Here is a 21,924-nt window from a genome sequence, read left to right on the forward strand (position 1 = left end):
TGGGGCACTTTGGGCTGGGGCCCGGCCCCGCTGTAGGCGTGCCGGGCCCCTTCCCTCTGTGCGGCGGGTGGGGCCGGTCAGCCCTTCTTGATCTCCCAGAAGCGGAAGACGGTCGAGGCGTCCAGGGTCCACTCCAGGCCGGTGATGCCGTCGCGGGCGACGGCGTACTGCTTGCCCTGCCAGAGCGGGAGGATGGGCAGTTCGTCGGCGACGACGTCCTGGAGCCTGCCGAAGTCCTGCTCGGTGCCGGCGCGGTCGGCGGCGGCGGAGGTCTTCGGGAGGATGCTGCCGGTGATGGTGGCGTTCTCGTAGTTGTTGCCGAGGACGTTGCCCGCGCCGAAGAAGGGGGCGGTGAAGTTGTCGGCGTCGGGGTAGTCGGGGACCCAGCCCTTGACGTAGACGCCGTACTTGCCGGCGGCGATGTCCTTCTCGTACTGCTCGAACTCGACCGACTGCACGGTGGCGTCGAACAGACCGCTGCTGTTGAGCTGTTCGGCTATCGCCTTGAGCTCCTGGTCGGTGGAGGGGCCGTAGCGGTTCGGCGTGGACCAGAGGGTGAGCTTCACCTTGTTGCTGACGCCCGCCTTGCGCAGCGCCTTCTTGGCTTTGGCGGCGTCGGGGCGATCGCCGTAGGTGTCGAGGAAGGCGGTGTTGTGGCTCGCGACGCCGGCCGGGACGATCGAGTACAGCGGCGTGGCGGTCGACTTGTAGACGTTCTGGACGAGCGCGTCGCGGTCGACGAGGTGGGCGATGGCCTGGCGGACGCCGAGCTTGCCGACGACCGGGTCCTTGACGTTGAAGACGAGGTGCTGGACCTCGGCGCTGGTGCCCTGGATGACCTCGACGCTCTCGTCGGCCGTGGTGGCGGACGCCTCGAGTGCGGCGATGTCGTCGGCGGAGAGGCCACGGTAGGCGACGTCGATGTCGTTGTCGGCGAGGGCCTTGGAGAGGGCGGCGCGGTCGCCGTCGTAGAGCTTGAGGGTGACGCCGCTGTTCCTCGGCTTGGCGCTGCCCCGGTAGTCGGCGTTGACGGAGAAGACGGCTTCGGTGTCGCTGATGGACTCCAGCTTGTACGGGCCGGAGCCGACCGCCTTGCCGTCCGTGCGCAGCGCGTCCGCCGTGTACTCACGGTGGTCGACGATCGAGCCGGCGCCGGAGGCGATCTTGCTGGGGAACGTGGCGTCGGGGGTCTTGAGCCGGAAGACGACGGTCAGGTCGTCCGGGGTCTCGATGGAGTCGATCGAGGAGAGCAGCGGCGCCGGGCCGGCCGGGTCGTCGATCTTCAGCGCACGGTCGAAGGAGAACTTGACGTCCTTCGAGGTCAGCGGGTTGCCGTTGGAGAACTTCAGGCCCTCGCGCAGGGTGCAGCGGTAGACCTTGCTGCCCCCTTCGAAGTCGCACTTCTCGGCGGCTTCCGGTTCGGGCTCGGTGGTGCCCTTGGGGAAGCTGAGCAGGGACTGGAAGACGTTGTTGAACAGCAGCCAGGAACCGGGGTCGTAGCCGGCGGCCGGGTCGGTGGCCAGGACCTCGTCGGACATGCCGACGCGGACGTTGTCACCGGAGCTCGCGGCGCCGTCGCCCTGCTCCGTGCCGCAGCCGCTGAGCAGGGCGGCGGACAGCCCCGCGGCGAGGGGGGCCGTCAGCCACTTGTTGTGCTTCACAGAACGTGCCTCTTGATCTCTTGCCAGACCGGCGCGCGCCTGTGCGCGGCCGGAGTTACCGAGCTGGTTGCGGGGTCAGGCGGTGCCGCGGCCGAGCTCCCAGAGGAGCAGGTCCGAGGAGTTGTTCAGCGCCCATTCGACGCCGGTCACGTCGTCGCGTGCGGCGACGTACTGCTTGCCCTGCCAGAGCGGCAGGACGGGTACGTCCTTGGCCACGATCTTCTGGATCTGTCCGAAGACGGGGCTCACGGCGGTGCGGTCGGCCGAGCGGCGCGACTGCGGGATCAACTGGTCGCGGACGGACTTGTTGACGTAGGGGGTGTTGAGGAAGTTGTCGGCGTCGAGGAAGGGGGCGACGTAGTTGTCCGGGTCGGGGAAGTCGGGGAACCAGCCGAGGCCGTAGACGGGGTAGTCGCCGCGCTTCTGCGCGGGCCGGAAGGTGGACCACTCGGCGCCCTGGACGGTGACGTCGAAGAGTCCGGTGGCGTTGAGCTGGTCGCGCAGCGCCTCGAACTCCTTCTTGGTGCCGGAGCCGTAGTGGTCGGTGGTGTAGTGGAGGGAGATCTCGACCGGCTTCTTGATGCCGGCCTTGCTCAGGATTCCGGCGGCCTTGGTGGCGCTGGGTTCGCCGTAGCTGTCGAAGAAGGCGGTGGAGTGGCCCGTGACGCTGGAGGGGATCAGCGAGTAGAGCGGCTGGGCGGTGGTGCCGTAGACCGTGTTGATGAGCGCGCCGCGGTCGACGACGGCGGCCATGGCCTGCCGGACGGCCTTGTCCTTGACGGAGGGGTCGGCGGTGTTGAAGGCGAGGTAGCGGATCTCCAGGCCGGGGACCTCGGTGAGCTTGATGCCCTCCTTGGGCTTCTCGGTGAGGTCCTTGACCTGTTCGAGCGACATGGCGCGGGTCATCATGTCGATCTCGCGGTTCTCGAGCGCCTTGCCCATGGCGTCCGCGTCGGCGAAGGAGCGCAGTTCGATCTTGTCGTTGCGCAGGGTGATGTCGCCCTTGTACTTCGGGTTCTTGGTGAAGACGGCCTTGACGATCTGCTCGCCGCTGCGCTCGGTCTTCATCGTGTACGGGCCGGAGCCGTCGACGTCGAAGCCGGCGCGGAGCTCCTTGGCGCTGTACTTGTTCTTGCTGAGGATGCCGGCGACCGGGGTGGAGAGCTTGTACGGGAAGGTCGCGTCGGGGGTCTTCAGGTGGAAGACGACGTCGCGCTGACCGTTGGTCTCGACGGTGTCGATGTTGGCGAGGAGGGCGGCCGTGCCGTTGTCGGACTTGATCGCCAGCACGCGTTCGACGGAGAACTTCACGTCGTCGGCGGTGATGGGGGTGCCGTCGGCGAAGGTGAGTCCTTCGCGCAGCGTGCAGCGGTAGCTCTCGCTGGCGCGGTCGCTGAAGCGGCAGCTCTCGGCGGCCTCGGGTACGGGCTCGCCACCGCCGCGGGGCACGTGCATCAGGGTCTGGACGGTCTGCCGCAGGATGTTCCAGGCGCCGGTGTCGTACGCGAAGGCCGGGTCGAGCGGCGCGGGGGCTTCGGCGGTGGCGAGGAAGTGGTCCGTGGTGCCGACGACGATGGCTCTGGACTCGTCCGAACCGCCGCAGGCGACGAGCAGCGGGGCGAGCAGACCGGCGACGGCCGGCAGGGCCAAGGTCTTGCGGTTCATCCTGGACGTTCTCCTCATCCGGCACTGGGGTACAGCGGGTACGGACACTCCGCCGCTGCGCCCGGTCGGGGCGGGGATCGGGCCGGGATGGTGTGCGATCGGTCCTGTGTTCGCGGCGACATGGATGGGTCGCCGGTGCACGCGGATGTGCGGCGAAGTACTCGCGAAAGATTAGTGGGCGAGGCCCTATTGCCAGGACCGGGGGCGACCGGCCGCGGATGCGCATAGTGATCATGAATACGACGGGGTCGATAGTCATGCGGAGGAATGATTCGTCAGGGACTACGCGAATCAGGACACACGGGGAGGCCGGAATCACCGCGTTACGGACACCTGACGCAGGACGGCCACCCGCCGCTCGGCACGCTGAGTGACCAAGGTCACGTGCGCACCTTTTCGGCGGGTGGCCGAATCATTTCGAGACCGCGGTCACGGAAAATGCACGAATGAGTGCCCTGCGTCTCCGTAAGGGCCGCCGGGAAGAAATTCCCCGCGAAAGCTCAGGGCCCGGAAAAGCTCGCGCCGCTGCAAAGCTCAGGAAAAGCTCAGACGATCACGGGCCCGCGATCAGCGTGCGCAGGAAGGGAACGTTCACGTCCTCCAGGGAGCGGACCACGACCCTGCCCGCGGAGGGCGCGATGGGCGCGACGGAGGGCACGGCGACCACCCGGCAGCCGGCGGCCTCGGCGGCCGCCACGCCCGTCGCCGTGTCCTCGATGACGGCGCAGAGCGCCGGCTCGGCGCCGACTCCGCTCGCGGCGGTCAGATACGGCTCGGGATGGGGCTTCGTGCGGATCACCTCGTCACCGGCGACGGTGAGGGTGAAGCGGTCGCGGCCCAGGGAGGCGAGGATCCGGTCGATGATGCGCCGGTGCGAGGCGGAGACCAGAGCCGTCGGGATGTTGTGGTGGGCGAGCTCGGCCAGGAGCCGCTCGGCGCCGGGCATCAGCGGCACGCCCCGGTCGATGCGCTGCTCGAACTTCTCGTTGAGCAGGACCGTGAGCTCGGCGATGGTGATGTCGGCGCCGGTGGCCTCGATGAGATAGCCCGCGCTGCGGGTCATGGGGCCGCCGACGACGATGTCGCGCCATGCCTCGTCCAGCCGGTGCCCGAGGTCGGCGAAGACCTCCACCTCCGCGTCCCACCAGAACCCCTCGGTGTCGACGAGGGTCCCGTCCATGTCGAGGAAGACCGCCTGCAGGGCGGAGCTTCCGTTGGTGCGGAACAGGGACGCGGGGACCGTGCTGGTCATCCGGCACACCTCCATGGAGGGACGAGAAGGCCGGCCTCCCTCCCCGGTACGGGGAGGGTGACCGGCCTGCACTGGACCGACCAGTGTACGTCTCGATCACCGGGAACGCAGGGATATACGTCCTGACATGCGCCGAACGGTGTCGCCGGACGGTCGCGGGGCGACGCCCCGCGATCTCAGCGTGTCACCATGCGGTCTTAGCGCGCGTTGAAGTACTTCGCCTCGGGGTGGTGGATGACGATCGCGTCGGTGGACTGCTCGGGGTGGAGCTGGAACTCCTCCGAGAGCTGGACACCGATCCGCTCGGGCTGGAGCAGCTCGGCGATCTTCGCCCGGTCCTCCAGGTCGGGGCAGGCGCCGTAGCCGAGCGAGAAACGCGCACCGCGGTACTTGAGCGCGAACATGTCCTCGACGTCGGCCGGGTCCTCGCCGGCGAAGCCGAGCTCGGCGCGGACACGGGCGTGCCAGTACTCGGCGAGGGCCTCGGCCAGCTGGACGGAGAGTCCGTGCAGCTCCAGGTAGTCGCGGTAGGAGTCGGACTCGAAGAGCTTGGCGGTGGCCTCGCCGATCCGGGAGCCGACGGTGACGACCTGGAGGCCGACGACATCGGTCTCGCCGGACTCCTCGGGGCGGAAGAAGTCCGCGAGGCACAGACGACGGCCGCGGCGCTGGCGCGGGAAGGTGAAGCGGGTCCGCTCGTTGCCCTGCTCGTCGAGGATGATCAGGTCGTCGCCCTTGGACACACACGGGAAGTAGCCGTGGACGACGGCCGCCTCCAGCAGGTTCTCGGTGTGGAGGCGCTCCAGCCAGCCGCGCAGCCGGGGACGGCCCTCGGTCTCCACCAGCTCCTCGTACGACGGTCCGTCGCCGGCCCGGTTCTGCTTGAGGCCCCACTGCCCCTTGAACAGGGCGCCTTCGTCGAGCCAGCTCGCGTACTCCTTGAGCTGGATGCCCTTGACGACGCGGGTACCCCAGAACGGCGGGGTCGGCACCGGGTTGTCGGTGGCGACGTCCGAACGGCCGCCTTCCTCGGGCTCGTTGACCTCGAGCGACGTGGCGCGCTGGGCGACCCGGCGCTGCTTGAGCTCGGGCAGCGCCGCTCCGGGGACGCCTCGCTTCACGGCGATGAGGGCGTCCATCAGGCGCAGGCCCTCGAAGGCGTCGCGGGCGTAGCGGACTTCGCCCTGGTAGATCTCGTGGAGGTCCTGCTCCACGTACGCCCGGGTGAGGGCGGCGCCGCCCAGGATGACCGGGAAGTCGGCGGCCAGGCCGCGCTGGTTCAGCTCCTCCAGGTTCTCCTTCATGATCACCGTGGACTTCACCAGCAGGCCGGACATGCCGATGACGTCGGCGCGGTGCTCCTCGGCGGCGTCCAGGATCGCCGAGACCGGCTGCTTGATGCCGAGGTTGACGACGTTGTAGCCGTTGTTGGAGAGGATGATGTCGACGAGGTTCTTGCCGATGTCGTGGACATCGCCCCGGACGGTAGCGAGGACGATCGTGCCCTTGCCGTCCGCGTCCGTCTTCTCCATGTGCGGTTCCAGGTAGGCGACCGCCGTCTTCATGACCTCGGCGGACTGGAGCACGAACGGCAGCTGCATCTGGCCGGAACCGAAGAGCTCGCCCACGACCTTCATGCCGTCGAGCAGCGTCTCGTTGACGATGTCGAGGGCGGGGCGCTCCTGCAGCGCCTCGTCGAGGTCGGCCTCCAGGCCGTTCTTCTCGCCGTCGATGATGCGGCGCTTGAGCCGCTCCTCCAGCGGCAGGGCGAGGAGCTCCTCGGTCTTGCCGGCCTTCATCGACTTGGTGGTGGCGCCCTCGAAGAGGGCCATCAGCTTCTGGAGCGGGTCGTAGCCCTCGGAGCGCCGGTCGTAGATCAGGTCGAGGGCGGTGTCGACCTGCTCCTCGTCGAAGCGGGCGATCGGGAGGATCTTGGAGGCGTGCACGATGGCCGAGTCCAGACCGGCCTTGACGCACTCGTCGAGGAAGACGGAGTTGAGCAGGATGCGGGCGGCCGGGTTGAGGCCGAAAGAGATGTTGGACAGGCCCAGCGTGGTCTGGACGTCCGGGTGGCGCCGCTTGAGCTCGCGGATGGCCTCGATGGTGGCGACGCCGTCCTTGCGGGACTCCTCCTGCCCGGTGCAGATGGTGAAGGTGAGGGTGTCGATGAGGATGTCCGACTCGTGGATGCCCCAGTTGCCGGTCAGGTCGTCGATGATCCGCTCGGCGATGGCGACCTTGTTCTCGACGGTGCGGGCCTGGCCCTCCTCGTCGATGGTGAGCGCGATGAGCGCGGCGCCGTGCTCCTGGGCCAGTCGGGTGACCTTGGCGAAGCGGGACTCCGGTCCGTCGCCGTCCTCGTAGTTGACGGAGTTGATGACGGCACGGCCGCCCAGCTTCTCCAGACCGGCCTGGATGACGTCGACCTCAGTGGAGTCGAGGACGATCGGCAGGGTGGAGGCGGTGGCGAAGCGGCCGGCGAGCTCCTCCATGTCGGCGACGCCGTCGCGGCCGACGTAGTCCACGCAGAGGTCGAGCATGTGCGCGCCCTCGCGGATCTGGTCGCGGGCCATCTCGACACAGTCGTCCCAGCGGCCGTCCAGCATGGCCTCGCGGAACTTCTTCGAACCGTTGGCGTTGGTGCGCTCACCGATCGCCATGTACGAGGTGTCCTGGCGGAACGGGACCGTCTGGTAGAGCGAGGCGGCGCCGGGCTCGGGGCGCGGCTCGCGGACGGTCGGGGTGAGGTCGCGGACCCGCTCGACGACCTGGCGCAGGTGCTCGGGGGTGGTACCGCAGCAGCCGCCGATCAGGGAGAGTCCGTACTCGCGGACGAAGGTCTCCTGGGCGTCGGCCAGCTCGGCCGGGGTCAGCGGGTAGTGCGCGCCGTTCTTGCCGAGGACGGGGAGTCCGGCGTTGGGCATGCAGGACAGCGGGATACGGGAGTGCCGGGCGAGGTAGCGCAGGTGCTCGCTCATCTCGGCGGGGCCGGTGGCGCAGTTCAGGCCGATCATGTCGATGCCGAGCGGCTCGAGCGCGGTGAGCGCGGCGCCGATCTCGGAACCGAGCAGCATGGTGCCGGTGGTCTCCACGGTGACGGAGACGATCAGCGGCACGTCGACGCCGAGGGCGTCCAGGGCGCGGCGGGCGCCGATGACGGACGCCTTGGTCTGCAGCAGGTCCTGGGTGGTCTCCACCAGGAGCGCGTCGGCGCCGCCGGCGAGCATGCCCTCGGCGTTCTGCTGGTAGGCGTCGCGCAGGGCGGTGTAGGGGGCGTGGCCGAGGGTCGGCAGCTTGGTGCCGGGGCCCATGGAGCCGAGCACCCAGCGCTGCTGTCCGGTGGAAGCGGTGAACTCGTCGGCGACCTCGCGCGCGATCCGGGCACCGGATTCGGAGAGCTCGTACACCCGCTCGGGGATGTCGTACTCGCCGAGCGCGGCGAGGTTCGCTCCGAAGGTGTTGGTCTCGACGCAGTCGACGCCCGCGGCGAAGTACTCCTGGTGCACGGAGCGGACGATGTCCGGCCGCGTCACGTTCAGGATCTCGTTGCAGCCTTCGAGGTTCTGGAAGTCCTCGAGAGTGGGGTCCTGTGCCTGGAGCATGGTGCCCATGGCTCCGTCGGCCACCACCACTCGGGTCGCGAGTGCCTCGCGGAGGGCTGCGGCGCGGGTCCGGCTGTCGGCGGAAGGGGTTGGCGACGAGGCCATGGATGAGCTCCCTGGGATGCGACGGCTGTCGGCTTTGCACTCTCGGTGGAGGGTGCACGGGGCCCAGCGTAACCGTGTGCACGCCGGGGTGGACATGGCGTCCCACGGGCCGGACGGCATCCTGTGTCGCGGGACTCCCGATCGCGCGTGTTCGTGACCGACACTGTCAAGGTAAAGAGTGGTCGGCATCGACCGATAGTGTTCAGCATTGTCGAACAGCATGATCCACGGGATCCTGTCCGTAAGATCCACGGGACCGCCGGGATCGTGGACAGGGAGAAGGGCCGGGCGATGGCGAAGAACATCCAGTCGCTTGAACGAGCGGCGGCGATGCTGCGACTGCTCGCGGGCGGCGAGCGCCGGCTCGGCCTGTCCGACATCGCCTCGTCACTAGGCCTGGCCAAGGGCACGGCGCACGGCATCCTGCGCACGCTGCAGGCCGAGGGCTTCGTGGAGCAGGAGTCGGCGTCGGGCCGCTACCAGCTGGGCGCGGAGCTGCTGCGGCTGGGCAACAGCTATCTGGACGTGCACGAGCTGCGGGCGCGGGCGCTGGTCTGGACGGACGACCTGGCGCGCTCCAGCGGCGAGAGCGTCCACCTGGGCGTCCTGCACCAGCAGGGCGTGCTGATCGTGCACCACGTCTTCCGGCCGGACGACAGCCGCCAGGTCCTGGAGGTGGGGGCGATGCAGCCGCTGCACTCCACCGCCCTGGGAAAGGTGCTGTCGGCCTACGACCCGGTGGCCCACAGCGAGGGCCTCGAGGTGCCGCGCGAGAGCTTCACCCCCCGTACGGTCACGGACCTCGCGGAGTTCGAGTCCCTGCTCGACATGACGCGCGCCCGGGGCTGGGCCGCTGACGTGGAGGAGACCTGGGAGGGGGTGGCCTCGGTGGCCGCCCCGATCCACGACCGGCGCCGGATGCCGGTGGGCGCGGTGGCGATCACGGGCGCGGTGGAGCGGGTCTGCAGCGAGGGAGAGCTGCGCTCTGAGCTGGTGGCGGCGGTACGGGACTGCGCCCGCGCCGTCTCCCGCGATCTGGGCGCGGGGCGCTTCTAGCGGTCGTCGGGCCCGATTCGCAGGGCAGCCCCAGGACCCGCGAGGCCGCCCCTGAGGCCCTCCCCCGTCCCCCACGACCCGGCCCGGTCGCCCGATGGCGGCCGGGCCGTTCGCGTGTCCCCACGCGCGCGTGCGGAACCCGTCGGTAACGATCGGGTCATGCGGGACGCAATCGGCCACAGAACCCTTGACGTGCTGTTAACCAGGGGGCAAAACTTCCGTTCATCGGTCGGCATTGTCGAACACCTACCGGCAATACGCGCTAGAGTGTGGCAGTGCCAAGGGCCGGCAACGCCCTCATATGAGGGCGCGGACCACCGGAGGGACCCGGGGTTCGCCTTCCCCTGGACGAAGGACAAAGGAGTCGCGGGTGTCCAGCTCCGACATCTTCATCGGCGAGTTCATCGGTACCGCCGTACTCATTCTGCTCGGCGGCGGTGTCGTCGCCGCCGTGGTGCTCAAGCGCTCGAAGGCCCAGAACGCCGGATGGCTCGCCATCACGTTCGGGTGGGGCTTCGCGGTCATGACTGCCGTGTACATGACGGGTACCCTCTCGGGCGCCCACCTGAACCCCGCCGTCACGGTGGGCATCGCGATCAAGGACGGGGACTGGAACAACGTCCCGGTCTACTTCGCCGGCCAGATCCTGGGCGCCATGCTCGGCGCGTTCCTGGTCTGGGTCGCGTACTACGGACAGTTCCAGGCCCACCTCACGGACCCGGAGATCATCTCCGCGCCTCCGCACGAGGAGGGCATGGTCGACCAGAAGGCCGCGCCGAACGCCGGTCCGGTGCTCGGCGTCTTCTCGACCGGGCCCGAGGTCCGGGTCGTCTGGCAGAACCTGGCCACCGAGATCATCGGCACGGTCGTGCTGGTCCTCGCGGTGCTCACGCAGGGCCTCAACGACAGCGGCAAGGGCCTCGGCGTCATCGGCGCCCTGATCACGGCCTTCGTCGTGGTCGGCATCGGCCTCTCGCTCGGCGGCCCGACCGGTTACGCCATCAACCCGGCGCGTGACCTCGGCCCGCGCATCGTGCACGCCTTGCTCCCGCTGCCGAACAAGGGCGGCTCCGACTGGAGCTACGCCTGGATCCCGGTCGTCGGCCCCCTGGTGGGCGGCGCCATCGCCGCGGGTATCTACAACATCGCGTTCGCCTGAGCCGTCCTTCCACCCAGACTTCCTTGGAGCACACCGTGACCGACGCACACACCGCCGGCCCGTTCATCGCCGCCATCGACCAGGGCACCACCTCGTCCCGCTGCATCGTCTTCGACAAGGACGGCCGGATCGTCTCGGTCGACCAGAAGGAGCACGAGCAGATCTTCCCGAAGCCGGGCTGGGTCGAGCACGACGCCGCCGAGATCTGGGCCAACGTCCAGGAAGTCGTGGCCGGCGCCATCGACAAGGCCGGCATCACCTCCGCCGACGTCAAGGCCATCGGCATCACCAACCAGCGCGAGACCACCCTGCTCTGGGACAAGAACACCGGTGAGCCCGTCCACAACGCCCTCGTCTGGCAGGACACCCGCACCGACGCCCTCTGCAAGGAGCTCGGCCGCAACGTCGGCCAGGACCGCTTCCGCCGCGAGACCGGCCTGCCCCTCGCCTCGTACTTCTCCGGCCCGAAGGTCCGCTGGCTGCTCGACAACGTCGAGGGCCTGCGCGAGCGCGCCGAGCGCGGCGAGATCCTCTTCGGCACGATGGACTCCTGGGTCATCTGGAACCTCACCGGCGGTGTCGAGGGCGGTCACCACGTCACCGACGTCACCAACGCCTCGCGCACCATGCTGATGAACCTGCACACCATGGGCTGGGACGAGAAGATCCTGCAGTCCATGGAGATCCCGGCCGCCGTGCTGCCGGAGATCCGCTCCTCCGCCGAGGTCTACGGCACCGTCAAGGGCGGCGTCCTGGACGGCGTCCCGGTCGCCTCCGCGCTCGGCGACCAGCAGGCCGCCCTGTTCGGCCAGACCTGTTTCGCCGAGGGCGAGGCGAAGTCCACGTACGGCACCGGCACCTTCATGCTGATGAACACCGGTGACAAGATCATCAACTCCTACAGCGGCCTGCTGACCACGGTCGGCTACCAGATCGGCGACGAGAAGCCGGTCTACGCCCTGGAGGGCTCGATCGCCGTCACCGGTTCGCTGGTGCAGTGGATGCGCGACCAGATGGGCCTCATCAAGTCCGCCGCCGAGATCGAGACCCTGGCGTCCTCGGTCGAGGACAACGGCGGCGCCTACTTCGTGCCGGCCTTCTCCGGCCTGTTCGCCCCGTACTGGCGCTCCGACGCCCGCGGTGTGATCGCCGGCCTCACCCGGTACGTCACCAAGGCGCACATCGCCCGCGCCGTCCTGGAGGCCACGGCCTGGCAGACCCGCGAGATCACCGACGCCATGACGAAGGACTCCGGCGTCGAGCTGACCGCGCTCAAGGTCGACGGCGGCATGACCTCCAACAACCTGCTGATGCAGACCCTCTCGGACTTCCTGGACGCGCCGGTCGTGCGCCCGATGGTCGCCGAGACCACCTGCCTCGGTGCCGCCTACGCCGCCGGCCTGGCCGTCGGCTTCTGGCCCGACACCGACGCCCTGCGCGCCAACTGGCGTCGCGCGGCGGAATGGACCCCTCGCATGGACGCCGACAAGCGTGACAGCGAGTACAAGAGCTGGCTCAAGGCCGTCGAGCGGACCATGGGCTGGATCGAGGACGAGGAGTAAATCGACATGACCACCCTGCAGAGCGTCCCTGCCCTTGGGACGCGACCGGCTGCCGGTTCCCTGCCGAGCCGCGCCGAGACTCGGGAGCAGCTTTCCAAGGCGACGTACGACCTCCTGGTGATCGGCGGCGGCATCCTGGGCATCTCCACCGCCTGGCACGCCGCGCAGTCGGGCCTGCGGGTGGCCCTGGTGGACGCCGGCGACTTCGCCGGCGCCACCTCCTCCGCCTCCTCCAAGCTGCTCCACGGCGGTCTGCGCTACCTGCAGACCGGCGCCGTGAAGCTGGTGGCGGAGAACCACTTCGAGCGGCGTGCGGTCTCCCGTCAGGTGGCGCCGCACCTCGCCAACCCGCTCACCTTCTACCTGCCCGTCTACAAGGGCGGCCCGCACGGCGCGGCCAAGCTCGGTGCCGGTGTCTTCGCGTACTCCGCCCTCTCCGCCTTCGGTGACGGCGTCGGGCACCTGCTCAGCCCGGCGAAGGCCGCGCAGGACGTGCCCGAGCTGCGTACGGACAACCTCAAGGCCGTGGCCGTGTACGGCGACGACCAGATGAACGACGCGCGCATGGCGCTGATGACGGTCCGCGCCGCGGTCGACGCCGGCGCCGTCGTCCTCAACCACGCCGAGGTCACCGGGCTGCGCTTCACCCGCGGCCGGGTCACGGGCGCGGAGCTGAAGGACCGTACGAGCGGCGACGAGTTCGGCGTCACCGCCCGTCTGGTGCTGAACGCGACCGGCCCGTGGGTCGACCACCTGCGCACGATGGAGGACCCCAACGCGGCGCCCTCCATCCGCCTGTCCAAGGGTGCGCACCTCGTCCTCAAGCGGACCTCGCCGTGGAAGGCCGCGCTGGCGACCCCGATCGACAAGTACCGCATCACCTTCGCCCTCCCCTGGGAGGACATGCTGCTGCTCGGTACGACCGACGAGGAGTACGAGGGCGACCCCGGCCAGGTCGAGGTCACCGAGAAGGACACCGCCCAGATCCTGGACGAGGCCGCCTTCTCGATCCGCGACCAGCAGCTGTCGCGCGATCTGATCACGTACGCCTTCGCGGGCCTGCGGGTGCTTCCGGGTGGCCCCGGCGACACCTCGAAGGCCAAGCGCGAGACGGTCGTCACCGAGGGTCGCGGCGGCATGCTGTCGGTGGCCGGCGGCAAGTGGACGACCTTCCGCCACATCGGCCGTACGGTCATGAAGAAGCTGGAGTCCCTGCCGGGCCACCCGCTGGGCGAGGACTACGAGTCGGTGTCGACGCTGCCGAAGCGGCTGCCGCTGCCCGGCATCGCCAACCCGAACGCGGTCGCGCACCGGCTGCTCGTCGACGGTCCGGCGCCCGGCCCGCGGATGGCCGCCGACACCGCCAAGCACCTGGCGACGCACTACGGTTCGCTCTCCTTCGACATCGCGCGGATGGCGAACGAGAACCCGGAGCTCGGCGAGCGCATCCACCCGGACGCCCCGGAGATCTGGGCGCAGGTCGCCTACGCCCGTGACCACGAGTGGGCCGAGACGGCGGACGACGTACTGCGCCGCCGTACGACGCTGACGATCCGCGGTCTCGCGACGGACGAGATCCGCGGCAAGGTCGAGGACATGCTCGGCAAGTAGCGCCTGACCTTGTAAGGGGCGGTCTCCTTGGGAGGCCGCCCCTTACGCGTGCCCGGAGCCGTGCCATACGGCGGCCATACCGCCGCAACACCGGGCGGGAAGAGTTGCCCGCATGAAGTTTCAGGTGCTCTCCATCATCGGCCACGCCCCCCACCCCCTCACCGGCGAACTCCCGTCCGCCGCCGACCGGCTGGAGGAGGTGCTCACGATCGGCGAGGCCGCCGAGCGGCTCGGCTTCGATGCCTACGCGATCGGCGAACGGCACGCAGGGGCGTTCCTCTCCTCCGCCCCCACGGTGCTGCTCGGCGCGCTGGCCGCCCGTACCTCCCGTATCAGGCTGCTGACCGGTGTCACCGTCGTCGCGATCCTCGACCCGGTCAGGGTCGCCGAGGACTACGCGACGCTCGACCAGATCTCCCGGGGCCGGGTCGAGTTGGTCATCGGCAAGGGCGCGGAGGCCGGCCATTTCGACCTCTTCGGCCTGGACGAGGAGCGGCAGTGGGATCTGCAGAAGGAGAAGTACGAGCTGCTGCGCCGACTGTGGAGTGAGGAAGGCGTGGACTGGGAGGGCGAGTTCCGGTCCCCGCTCAAGGACGTGACCACCGTCCCACGGCCGTACGCCGGAGTCCCTCGCGTCTGGCACGGCTCGGCCACGAGTCTCAACTCCCCCGAACTCGCGGCCAGGCACGGCGATCCGCTGTTCACGGCCAACGCGATCCAGCCGCGCGAGGCGTACGCGAAACTGATCGCCCACTACCGCGAGAAGTTCGAGGAGTACGGCCACGACCCGGCCCACGCGCGCGTGGCGGCGGGTTCGGGCGGCCTGCTGATCGCCGACACGGCCGAGCAGGCGGTTGCGCGGTACAAGGAGCTGTACGAGGCGCGGGTGCGGCAGAATTTCAAGCCGCATCTGGAGGGGAAGGCCGGCTACAACACCCCGTTCCGGACGATCGAGGACGCGATCGAGGACGGTCCGCAGCTGATCGGCTCGCCGCAGCAGATCATCGACAAGATCCTCGGCTGGCACCAGGTCTACGGCCACGACCTGCAGTCCGTCACGGTCGACGGCTTCGGCCTGTCGACCGCCGAGCAGGTCGAGACGCTGCGGCGGTTCGCCGAGGAGATCGCGCCGGTCGTGCGGAGGGAGGCGCCCAGCACCTTGTGGGAGGCCTGAGCCGGGCCGTGTGCCGGGCGGGGTTCGTGGGTAGTCGATCAAGGCCGCTTTCGCTCCCGGTGGTGCACGAGGGCTGCGGACGGACCACCGGAAAGCCGTAAGGTTGGTCCGTACGACAGGAACTTCGAAAAGGAGGCGCTGGGTGATCGAGCTCGAGGGGGTTCCCGAGCTGATCGACCCGGTCATGGTGGCCGCGTTCGAGGGCTGGAACGACGCCGGCGACGCCGCCTCCACCGCGGTCGCCCATCTGGACCGGGAATGGAAGGGCGAGGTGTTCGCGGCGCTCGACGCCGAGGACTACTACGACTTCCAGGTCAACCGGCCCACGGTGTGGCTGGACGGCGGCGTCCGGAAGATCACCTGGCCGACGACCAGGCTCTCCGTGGTCCGGGTCGGCGGCGAAAAGCCGCGCGACCTGGTCCTGGTCCGCGGGATCGAGCCGTCGATGCGCTGGCGCTCGTTCTGCAACGAGATCCTGGGCTTCGCCCATGAGCTGGGCGTGGAGATGGTGGTGATCCTGGGCGCGCTGCTCGGCGACACCCCGCACACGCGGCCCGTGCCGGTCAGCGGGGTCACCTCCGACCCGGACCTGGCACGGACGATGGACCTGGAGGAGACCCGCTACGAAGGCCCCACGGGCATCGTCGGCATCCTCCAGGAGGCGTGCACGCACGCGGGCGTGCCCGCGGTGAGCCTGTGGGCCGCGGTGCCGCACTACGTGTCGCAGCCGCCCAACCCCAAGGCGACGCTGGCGCTCCTGAACCGTCTCGAGGACCTGATCGGCCTGCGGATCCCGCTGGGCGAACTGCCCGAGGACGCGCGGGCCTGGCAGCTGGGCGTGGACCAACTGGCCTCCGAGGACAGCGAAGTGGCGGAGTACGTCCAGACGCTGGAGGAGGCCCGGGACACCGCGGAGCTGCCGGAGGCCTCGGGCGAGGCGATCGCCCGGGAGTTCGAGCGGTATCTGCGGCGGCGGGACGGCGGACCGGGCCCCGGCCAGGGCCCCGGGCTCGCGACGGACGGCGGCGACGCCTCGTATCTGCGGGACACCGGCAGCGGCCGGACGCGGCCGCCGAAGCCGGAGCAGCCGGGTCCGGAAGCAGCGCCGGATTCCGCTCCGGAGGGCTCCGAGCCGGAGACACCCCGCGAGGGATCCGAAGGATCCGGGGACGAGAGCTCCGGGGGCGACGCCGAGGAGTGAGCTGTACGAGAGGGGGGGGGGGCCCGCCCGCCCCCCCCCGCCGCGGCGCCCCCCGCGGCCGGGGCGCCCCCCCGGCCGAGCGCCCAGCTGAACTGGGCGGCGGCACCGGCGACGGCTGCGGCCTTGAGCAGGGACCTGCGAGGGATCGGAGACATGAGGTTCCTTCCATGGACAGGACAGTCGCCGTTCGTCGGCGAGTCGGCGAGTCGATGAGTCGATGCGTGGGCAGGTCGGCGAGTGGGCAGGTCGAGGCGAACTCCGTGGCCGGGGCCGGCCACAGGGGCCGGCCGGCCCGAGGGATCGGAAGCCAGAGGGCGGGTGGGGCCGGTGGGGTCGTGCACCCCGAGCGGTGGCCCCGCCTCTCACGCCATGGCCATGCGCCGTTCGACGGCGAGGGTGGCGGCCACCACCATGCCGAGCGCCGGGGCCGCCAAGGGGGCCGCGAACCAGGCCGAGGCGGCGATCACGGCGAAGCCGCAGACGATCAGCAGGGAGCCGGCGGGGTCGCGCACGGTGCGGCGGCCCGCGGCGGAGAGCAAAGCGCGCCAGGAACTACCCGGGCGCCAGGCCGTACAGGCCCGCAGACAGGTCACGACCAGCGCGAGCATCGCCAGGACCCCGACCGCGCCAACGAAGGGGCCGCCCGGGAGCCCCGCCCGTACGATCGCGATGTCCGCCCGGAGCAGTGCGAGCGCCGCCAGGCCGCCGACACCCACCGCCCAGCCCCTTCGCACGGCGCGCCGGAAGTCGGCCACGAACTCCCGCCAGCCGCCCTCCTCCTCACCGGTCCAGCGGCGCAGATGCGCCGCACCGGCGGCCAGCGCGGCGGGCAGCGTGACCACGGGGACGGACGCGACGGCGATCCACACCCCCACGAGCAGACACTCCGCGAACACCCCGAAGCGCTCCAGTACGTGCGGCTTCACGGCTCCCCTTCCCCCCTCAGCCCTTGAGTCCCGAGGTGGCCATGCCGTCGATGAGATAGCGCTGGAAGGCCAGGAAGAAGGCGAGCACCGGCACCAGCGCGACCAGCGACATCGCGATCATTCCGCCGTAGTTGGCGACGCCGTCCTGGTCGACGAACATCTTCAGGCCGAGCGAGACCGTGTACTTCTCGGGTTCGTTGAGATAGATCAACGGCCCCATGAAGTCGTTCCACGCGTTGATGAACGTGAAGATCGCACTGGTGATGAGCGCGGGCCGGCACAGCGGCAGCACGATCGACCAGTAGATCCGCGCATGGCCGCAGCCGTCCAACCGCGCCGCCTCGTCCAGCTCCTTCGGCAGCGCGCGCATGAACTGCACCATCAGGAAGACGAAGAAGGCGTCCGTCGCCAGGTACTTCCCGAGCAGCAACGGCGTGAACGTGTTGACGAGTTCCAGCTTCTGGAAGAGGACGTACTGCGGGATGAGCAGCACGTGGTAGGGCAGCAGCAGCGTGCCGATCATCACGGCGAAGAGCACCCCGCGCCCCGCGAAGCCGATCCTGGCGAAGGCGTAGGCCGCCAGCGAGCAGGAGAGCAGCACCCCGACGACCGAACCGACCGCGAGGAAGAGGGAGTTGGAGAAGAAGGTCGTGATGGGGATGTCCGCGATGCCGTCGGCCAGCCTGCGGTAGTTGTCCACGATCGGGTCGGTGGGAAAGAGCTCCAGGCTGCCGACGATCTCGTCGTTCGGCTTGAAGGAGCCACCGATCACCCACACCACCGGGTAGAGGACGATCGCGAGGACGGCGAGCGAGGACAGATGCCAGGCGGCCGAGCCGAGCGGCCACCCGCGCCCGGCCGTCGTCGCCGCCCTGGTCGCTGTCGTCGCCACCGTCTCCGTCTCCGGCTTCGTACGGGTCGGGGTCATCGCGACGTCTCCTCGTAGTGCACCCAGCGCCGCTGGGACCAGAACAGCACCGCGGTCACCAGACCGACGGCGAGCAGCAGCATCCATGCCATCGCCGAGGCGAAGCCCATCCGGCTGTTCTCGAAGCCCTGGATGTAGAGGTAGCAGGTGTAGACGAGCGTGGCGTCGGCCGGTCCACAGGCGCTGCCCTGGCCGCCCAGGATGTAGGCGGAGCCGAAGATCTGGAACGAGTGGATGGTCTCCAGGAGCACGTTGAAGAAGAGCACCGGCGAGATCATCGGCAGCGTGATGTGCCAGAAGCGCCGCCAGGGGCCCGCGCCGTCCACCTCCGCCGCCTCGTACAGCTCGCGCGGGACCTGCTTCAGACCCGCCAGGAAGATCACCATCGGGGCGCCGAACTGCCAGACGGTGAGCGCGACCAGGCTGTAGATGATCCGGTCGGGGTCGCCGATCCAGCCGCCGGCTTCCATGCCGAACAGCTGCTGCGTCCGGTCGACGACGGCGTCGTCGGAGAAGAGCGCGCGCCAGACGATGGCGACGGAGACGCTCGCGCCGATGAGCGAGGGCGCATAGAACGCCGCCCGGTAGAAGCCCTGGCCCCGTCGCTTCTGGTTGAGCAGCAGGGCCACACCGAGCGCGGCGGCCAGCTTGAGCGGCGTGCCGATGACGACGTACCAGCTGGTCACCTCCACCGAGGTCCGCCAGCGCGGGTCGGCGAACATGTCGGTGAAGTTCCGCAGACCGATCCACTTCGGGGCGTCGAAGAGGTTGTAGTCGGTGAAGGCGAAGTAGAGCGAGGCGACCATCGGTCCCGCGGTCAGCAGGACGAAGCCGGCGATCCACGGCGACATGAAGGCGTATCCGGCGAGGTTCTCGCGCCGGGCCCGGCGGCGGGCGGGGCCGGACCGCCGGGCATCGCCGCCGCCGCCCGAGGGACCGGCCCCGGCCGTGGAGCCCGGCGCTTCGGACTCGACGGCCGGTGACGACTGTCGTACGTGTGTCACGGTGGGTCCCATCAGGAGCCGAGCGCCGTCTTGGCCTCGGTGAAGTACTGATTCACCGCGTCCCCGACCGAGCGCTTGCCCAGCGCCATGTCCTCCGCGAGACGCAGGAAGGCGGCCTCGCAGAGGTCGGCACCGGCGGGGTGCGGGGTGATCGTCTCCAGGACGCGAGTGTCGACCAACTGCTTCTCGTACGCGGCGATCTGCTGGGCGACCGGGTCGCTGGGCTTGAACGCCTCGTACTGCGCGGTGGTGGCCGGCACGCCCCGGTCGAAGCCCATGATCTTCGCGACTTCGGGGTCGTGGACCATGAAGTCGATGAACTGGGCGACTTCCTTGGGGTGCTTGGTGCGCCTCGAGCCACTGAGCATCAGCGAACCGAGGTACTGTCCCGTCCTCTTGCCGTCGGTCGTCGGGATGGGCGCAAGCCCGTACTGGCTCCTGCCCTCCGAGGTGTAGCGGACGGTGAAGTTGTCCCAGGTGAACTCGGCGGCGGCGAGTTCGGCGGCTACGGCCGACTTCGGCTTGACCTGCGCGACCTTCTTCGGGTCGGAGTGGAGGCCCGCCTTCACCCCGGCGTACCCCTTGGTCCACCAGTCGGTGAGGTCGGCCTCGGTGAAGCCGAGACCGTCCGTGGTGAAGAACGCCTTGCCCTGCTGCCGCAGATAGAGGTCGTAGAGGTACATCACGCCGTACATACCGCTGTCGCCGGCCCGGCCCTGGGTGTCGCGGATCTTGGCGAGGGCGGCGTGGAACTCCTCCCAGGTCCAGCCGGCCTTCGGGGAGACACCCGCCTTGGTGAAGACGGGCTGGTCGATGACGAGGGCCATCGAGTTGCTGCCGACCGGGACGCCGAGCAGCTTGCCGTCGACCTCCCCGAACTTCTCCAGACCGGCGCGGAAACCGTCCAGGCGGAGGTTGCCGGCCTCGACCTGCTCGCGGAGGTCGAGCAGCACGTTCTTCGCCTCGTACTTCCGCAGGAAGCCGACCGCGTTCTGGAAGACGTCCGGCGGGTTGCCGCCCGAGGCCTGGGTGTTGAACTTCTTCCAGAAGTCGAGGTAGGGCTGGAAGTCGGTCTTGACCTTGATCTTCGGGTACTTCTTCTCGAAGAGCGCGATCGACTGGTTGATCCGCTTGGCGCGGTCGTCCGAGCCCCACCAGGCATACCGGATGGTGACCGTCCCGTCCCCGGAACCGCTTCCGCTGCCACACCCTGCCGCGGTGAGGCCGACAGCGGCCAATGAGCCGCCCGCGAGCTTGAGCAGCCCCCGTCGGTCAACCGTGTTGGTGGTACGCACCGTTCGTCCTCCCGCACATTGAAACGTTTTAGGAAAGCGCTTGCTGGGACAACGTATGGACACCCGCGCGTCACGTCAACGGTTGGGACAGGGATGCGTGATGAAAGGATTCAAGCCTGGCGTCAAGCCAGCCTGATGACGTTCCAGGACAGTGGTGCGAGTACGGCGTGCAGGGTGCCGTCCACGAGCGCCGTGCCGTGTACCGGGTGAGGGGCGACCCGCTCGGGGTCGTCGACGGTGTTGCGAGCCTCGGGATCCGCATCGGCGAGCGCGCTGTGCTCGACGATCCGGGTCAGGTCCAGCCCGCGCACGGTCACGTCGAGCGGAAGAGGCTCCGTCTGGCCGCGGTTGACGGCGAAGACGGTCACGCCGCCGTTCTCGTCCCGTACGGCGGTGGCGTGCAGCAGCGGCACCTCGCCGAACCTCGCCGTCTCGTACGTCGGCGCATCCACGCGTACGTCGAGGACCTCGCCGCGCCCGTACCGGGAGGTCAGGGCGAACGGGAAGAAGGTGGTCTGCCGCCAGGCCGCCCCGCCGGGTTCGGTCATGATCGGGGCGATCACGTTGACGAGCTGGGCGAGGCAGGCGACGGCCACCCGGTCGGCGTGGCGCAGCAGGGCGATGAGGAGCGAGCCGAGGACGACGGCGTCGGTGACGGTATAGACGTCCTCCAGGATGCGGGGCGCCTCCTGCCAGTCCTCGACGGGGTGCGGGTTGGGCCGGCGCTGGTACCAGACGTTCCACTCGTCGAAGGAGAGCGTGATCTTCTTCTCGGATTTCAGTCGGGCGCCGATGTGGTCGCAGGTGGCGACGACCGCATCGATGGAGGCCTCCATGTCGACGGCGGAGGCGAGGAAGGAGTCGCGGTCGCCGTCCACCTCCTCGTAGTAGGCGTGCAGCGAGATGTGGTCGACGTCCTCGTACGTCTCCGCCAGGACGGTCGCCTCCCAGGCGGCGAAGGTGTCCATCGCCCGGCTCGAGCTGCCGCAGGCGACGAGTTCGAGTCCGGGGTCGTACTGACGCATGGCACGTGCGGTCGCGGAGGCGAGCCGTCCGTACTCCTCGGCGGTCTTGTGACCGGTCTGCCACGGGCCGTCCATCTCGTTGCCGAGACACCACAGCCGGATCCCGAAGGGGTCCTTGTCGCCGTGTGCGATCCGGCGGTCGGAGAGCTCCGTGCCGGACGGGTGGTTGGCGTACTCCAGGAGGTCGACTGCTTCGGCGACCCCCCGGGTGCCGAGGTTGATCGCCATCATCGGCTCGGCCCGCGGGCCGATCTTCCGGAGGAAGGCGATGAACTCGGCGAGCCCGAAGCGGTTGGTCTCGGTGGACCGCCAGGCGAGGTCGAGACGGCGGGGCCGCTCCTCGACCGGGCCGACGCCGTCCTCCCACCTGTAGCCCGAGACGAAGTTCCCGCCGGGGTAGCGGACGGCGGTGACGCCGAGCTCGCGTACGAGCTCCAGCACGTCGGTGCGCAGTCCGTCCTCGTCGGCGGCGGGGTGGCCGGGTTCGTGGATGCCGGTGTGGACGCAGCGGCCGAGGTGCTCGACGAAGGAGCCGAACAGCCGGGCGTCGACGGCCCCGACGGTGAAGTCCGGATCGAGGGTGAAGCGGGCGGTCGGGTGGGACATGCGGTTCCCTTCCGGAGGCGAGGCAGACCTTTTGTTCGAGATATCGAATGACGCTCGTCACTTCGAACGGGACCGTAAAGTCGAACATCATG

15 protein-coding genes and 1 pseudogene are annotated in these 21,924 nt (G+C 69.5%); 6 read left to right on the forward strand and 10 right to left on the reverse strand.

What is annotated here, in order from left to right:
- Window positions 1-77 precede the first annotated feature (77 nt).
- The 4 genes from ACFV9D_RS00005 to metH all read right to left on the reverse strand — a co-directional run bounded on the left by ACFV9D_RS00005 (window position 78) and on the right by metH (window position 8,285).
- Window positions 78-1,661 carry an ABC transporter substrate-binding protein gene (locus ACFV9D_RS00005; RefSeq protein WP_385138381.1) on the reverse strand — a complete coding sequence of 528 codons (1,584 nt, stop codon included), beginning with the start codon at window positions 1,659-1,661 and terminating at the stop codon, window positions 78-80.
- Window positions 1,662-1,736: 75 nt separating this feature from the next.
- The gene (locus ACFV9D_RS00010; RefSeq protein WP_385138384.1) at window positions 1,737-3,326 is read right to left on the reverse strand and encodes an ABC transporter substrate-binding protein; all 1,590 of its coding nucleotides are present in this window, start codon (window positions 3,324-3,326) and stop codon (window positions 1,737-1,739) included.
- A gap of 553 nt (window positions 3,327-3,879) precedes the next feature.
- Window positions 3,880-4,578, reverse strand: a complete 699-nt coding sequence (locus ACFV9D_RS00015) for an HAD family hydrolase (RefSeq protein ID WP_385138387.1) — start codon at window positions 4,576-4,578, stop codon at window positions 3,880-3,882.
- 197 nt (window positions 4,579-4,775) lie between these two features.
- Window positions 4,776-8,285, reverse strand: a complete 3,510-nt coding sequence (gene metH / locus ACFV9D_RS00020) for a methionine synthase (RefSeq protein ID WP_385138389.1) — start codon at window positions 8,283-8,285, stop codon at window positions 4,776-4,778.
- 291 nt (window positions 8,286-8,576) lie between these two features.
- Here metH and ACFV9D_RS00025 point away from each other — a divergent pair, with 291 nt between their 5' ends.
- The 6 genes from ACFV9D_RS00025 to ACFV9D_RS00050 all read left to right on the forward strand — a co-directional run bounded on the left by ACFV9D_RS00025 (window position 8,577) and on the right by ACFV9D_RS00050 (window position 16,048).
- A complete protein-coding gene (locus ACFV9D_RS00025; RefSeq protein ID WP_385139386.1) occupies window positions 8,577-9,341 on the forward strand; it encodes an IclR family transcriptional regulator in 765 nt (254 codons plus the stop codon).
- Window positions 9,342-9,711: 370 nt separating this feature from the next.
- Window positions 9,712-10,500 carry an MIP/aquaporin family protein gene (locus tag ACFV9D_RS00030; protein WP_385138392.1) on the forward strand — a complete coding sequence of 263 codons (789 nt, stop codon included), beginning with the start codon at window positions 9,712-9,714 and terminating at the stop codon, window positions 10,498-10,500.
- A gap of 35 nt (window positions 10,501-10,535) precedes the next feature.
- On the forward strand, window positions 10,536-12,062 hold the full coding sequence (gene glpK / locus ACFV9D_RS00035) for a glycerol kinase GlpK (RefSeq protein WP_385138394.1): 1,527 nt from the start codon (window positions 10,536-10,538) through the stop codon (window positions 12,060-12,062).
- A gap of 6 nt (window positions 12,063-12,068) precedes the next feature.
- Window positions 12,069-13,673, forward strand: coding sequence for an FAD-dependent oxidoreductase (locus tag ACFV9D_RS00040; RefSeq protein WP_385138397.1), 1,605 nt, complete (start codon window positions 12,069-12,071; stop codon window positions 13,671-13,673).
- Window positions 13,674-13,785: 112 nt separating this feature from the next.
- The gene (locus ACFV9D_RS00045; protein WP_385138399.1) at window positions 13,786-14,847 is read left to right on the forward strand and encodes an LLM class flavin-dependent oxidoreductase; all 1,062 of its coding nucleotides are present in this window, start codon (window positions 13,786-13,788) and stop codon (window positions 14,845-14,847) included.
- Between the two features lie 142 nt (window positions 14,848-14,989).
- Window positions 14,990-16,048: a PAC2 family protein gene (locus ACFV9D_RS00050; RefSeq protein ID WP_385138401.1), complete on the forward strand. Its 1,059-nt coding sequence runs from the start codon at window positions 14,990-14,992 to the stop codon at window positions 16,046-16,048.
- Between the two features lie 44 nt (window positions 16,049-16,092).
- On the opposite strand, the pseudogene ACFV9D_RS00055 reads toward ACFV9D_RS00050, so the two are convergent.
- From ACFV9D_RS00055 to ACFV9D_RS00080, 6 genes and pseudogenes are all read right to left on the reverse strand, one after another.
- Window positions 16,093-16,203 (reverse strand): annotated as a pseudogene (locus tag ACFV9D_RS00055) (twin-arginine translocation signal domain-containing protein); the annotation flags it as partial.
- 207 nt (window positions 16,204-16,410) lie between these two features.
- Entirely contained in the window at window positions 16,411-16,974 is a 564-nt protein-coding gene (locus ACFV9D_RS00060) for a hypothetical protein (protein WP_385138403.1), read from the reverse strand.
- A gap of 16 nt (window positions 16,975-16,990) precedes the next feature.
- The gene (locus ACFV9D_RS00065; protein ID WP_385138406.1) at window positions 16,991-17,902 is read right to left on the reverse strand and encodes a carbohydrate ABC transporter permease; all 912 of its coding nucleotides are present in this window, start codon (window positions 17,900-17,902) and stop codon (window positions 16,991-16,993) included.
- Window positions 17,899-18,906, reverse strand: coding sequence for a carbohydrate ABC transporter permease (locus ACFV9D_RS00070; protein ID WP_385138409.1), 1,008 nt, complete (start codon window positions 18,904-18,906; stop codon window positions 17,899-17,901). The genes ACFV9D_RS00065 and ACFV9D_RS00070 overlap by 4 nt, the downstream gene beginning before the upstream one ends.
- 11 nt (window positions 18,907-18,917) lie before the next feature.
- The gene (locus ACFV9D_RS00075; protein WP_385138412.1) at window positions 18,918-20,201 is read right to left on the reverse strand and encodes an ABC transporter substrate-binding protein; all 1,284 of its coding nucleotides are present in this window, start codon (window positions 20,199-20,201) and stop codon (window positions 18,918-18,920) included.
- A 122-nt stretch (window positions 20,202-20,323) separates the two neighbouring features.
- Complete coding sequence (locus tag ACFV9D_RS00080; protein WP_385138414.1) at window positions 20,324-21,832, reverse strand: alpha-N-arabinofuranosidase; 1,509 nt, start codon at window positions 21,830-21,832, stop codon at window positions 20,324-20,326.
- Between the last annotated feature and the right edge of the window lie 92 nt (window positions 21,833-21,924).

Source organism: Streptomyces sp. NPDC059875 (assembly GCF_042731085.1).
In the GTDB taxonomy this organism is placed as follows: domain Bacteria; phylum Actinomycetota; class Actinomycetes; order Streptomycetales; family Streptomycetaceae; genus Streptomyces.

Coding starts and splice junctions, on each gene's coding strand:
- ACFV9D_RS00010 (WP_385138384.1), bottom strand. CDS start 3,326: ATGAACCGCAAGACCTTGGCCCTGCCGGCCGTCGCCGGTCTGCTCGCC.
- ACFV9D_RS00015 (WP_385138387.1), bottom strand. CDS start 4,578: ATGACCAGCACGGTCCCCGCGTCCCTGTTCCGCACCAACGGAAGCTCC.
- metH (WP_385138389.1), bottom strand. CDS start 8,285: ATGGCCTCGTCGCCAACCCCTTCCGCCGACAGCCGGACCCGCGCCGCA.
- ACFV9D_RS00025 (WP_385139386.1), top strand. CDS start 8,577: ATGGCGAAGAACATCCAGTCGCTTGAACGAGCGGCGGCGATGCTGCGA.
- ACFV9D_RS00040 (WP_385138397.1), top strand. CDS start 12,069: ATGACCACCCTGCAGAGCGTCCCTGCCCTTGGGACGCGACCGGCTGCC.
- ACFV9D_RS00045 (WP_385138399.1), top strand. CDS start 13,786: ATGAAGTTTCAGGTGCTCTCCATCATCGGCCACGCCCCCCACCCCCTC.
- ACFV9D_RS00065 (WP_385138406.1), bottom strand. CDS start 17,902: ATGACCCCGACCCGTACGAAGCCGGAGACGGAGACGGTGGCGACGACA.
- ACFV9D_RS00080 (WP_385138414.1), bottom strand. CDS start 21,832: ATGTCCCACCCGACCGCCCGCTTCACCCTCGATCCGGACTTCACCGTC.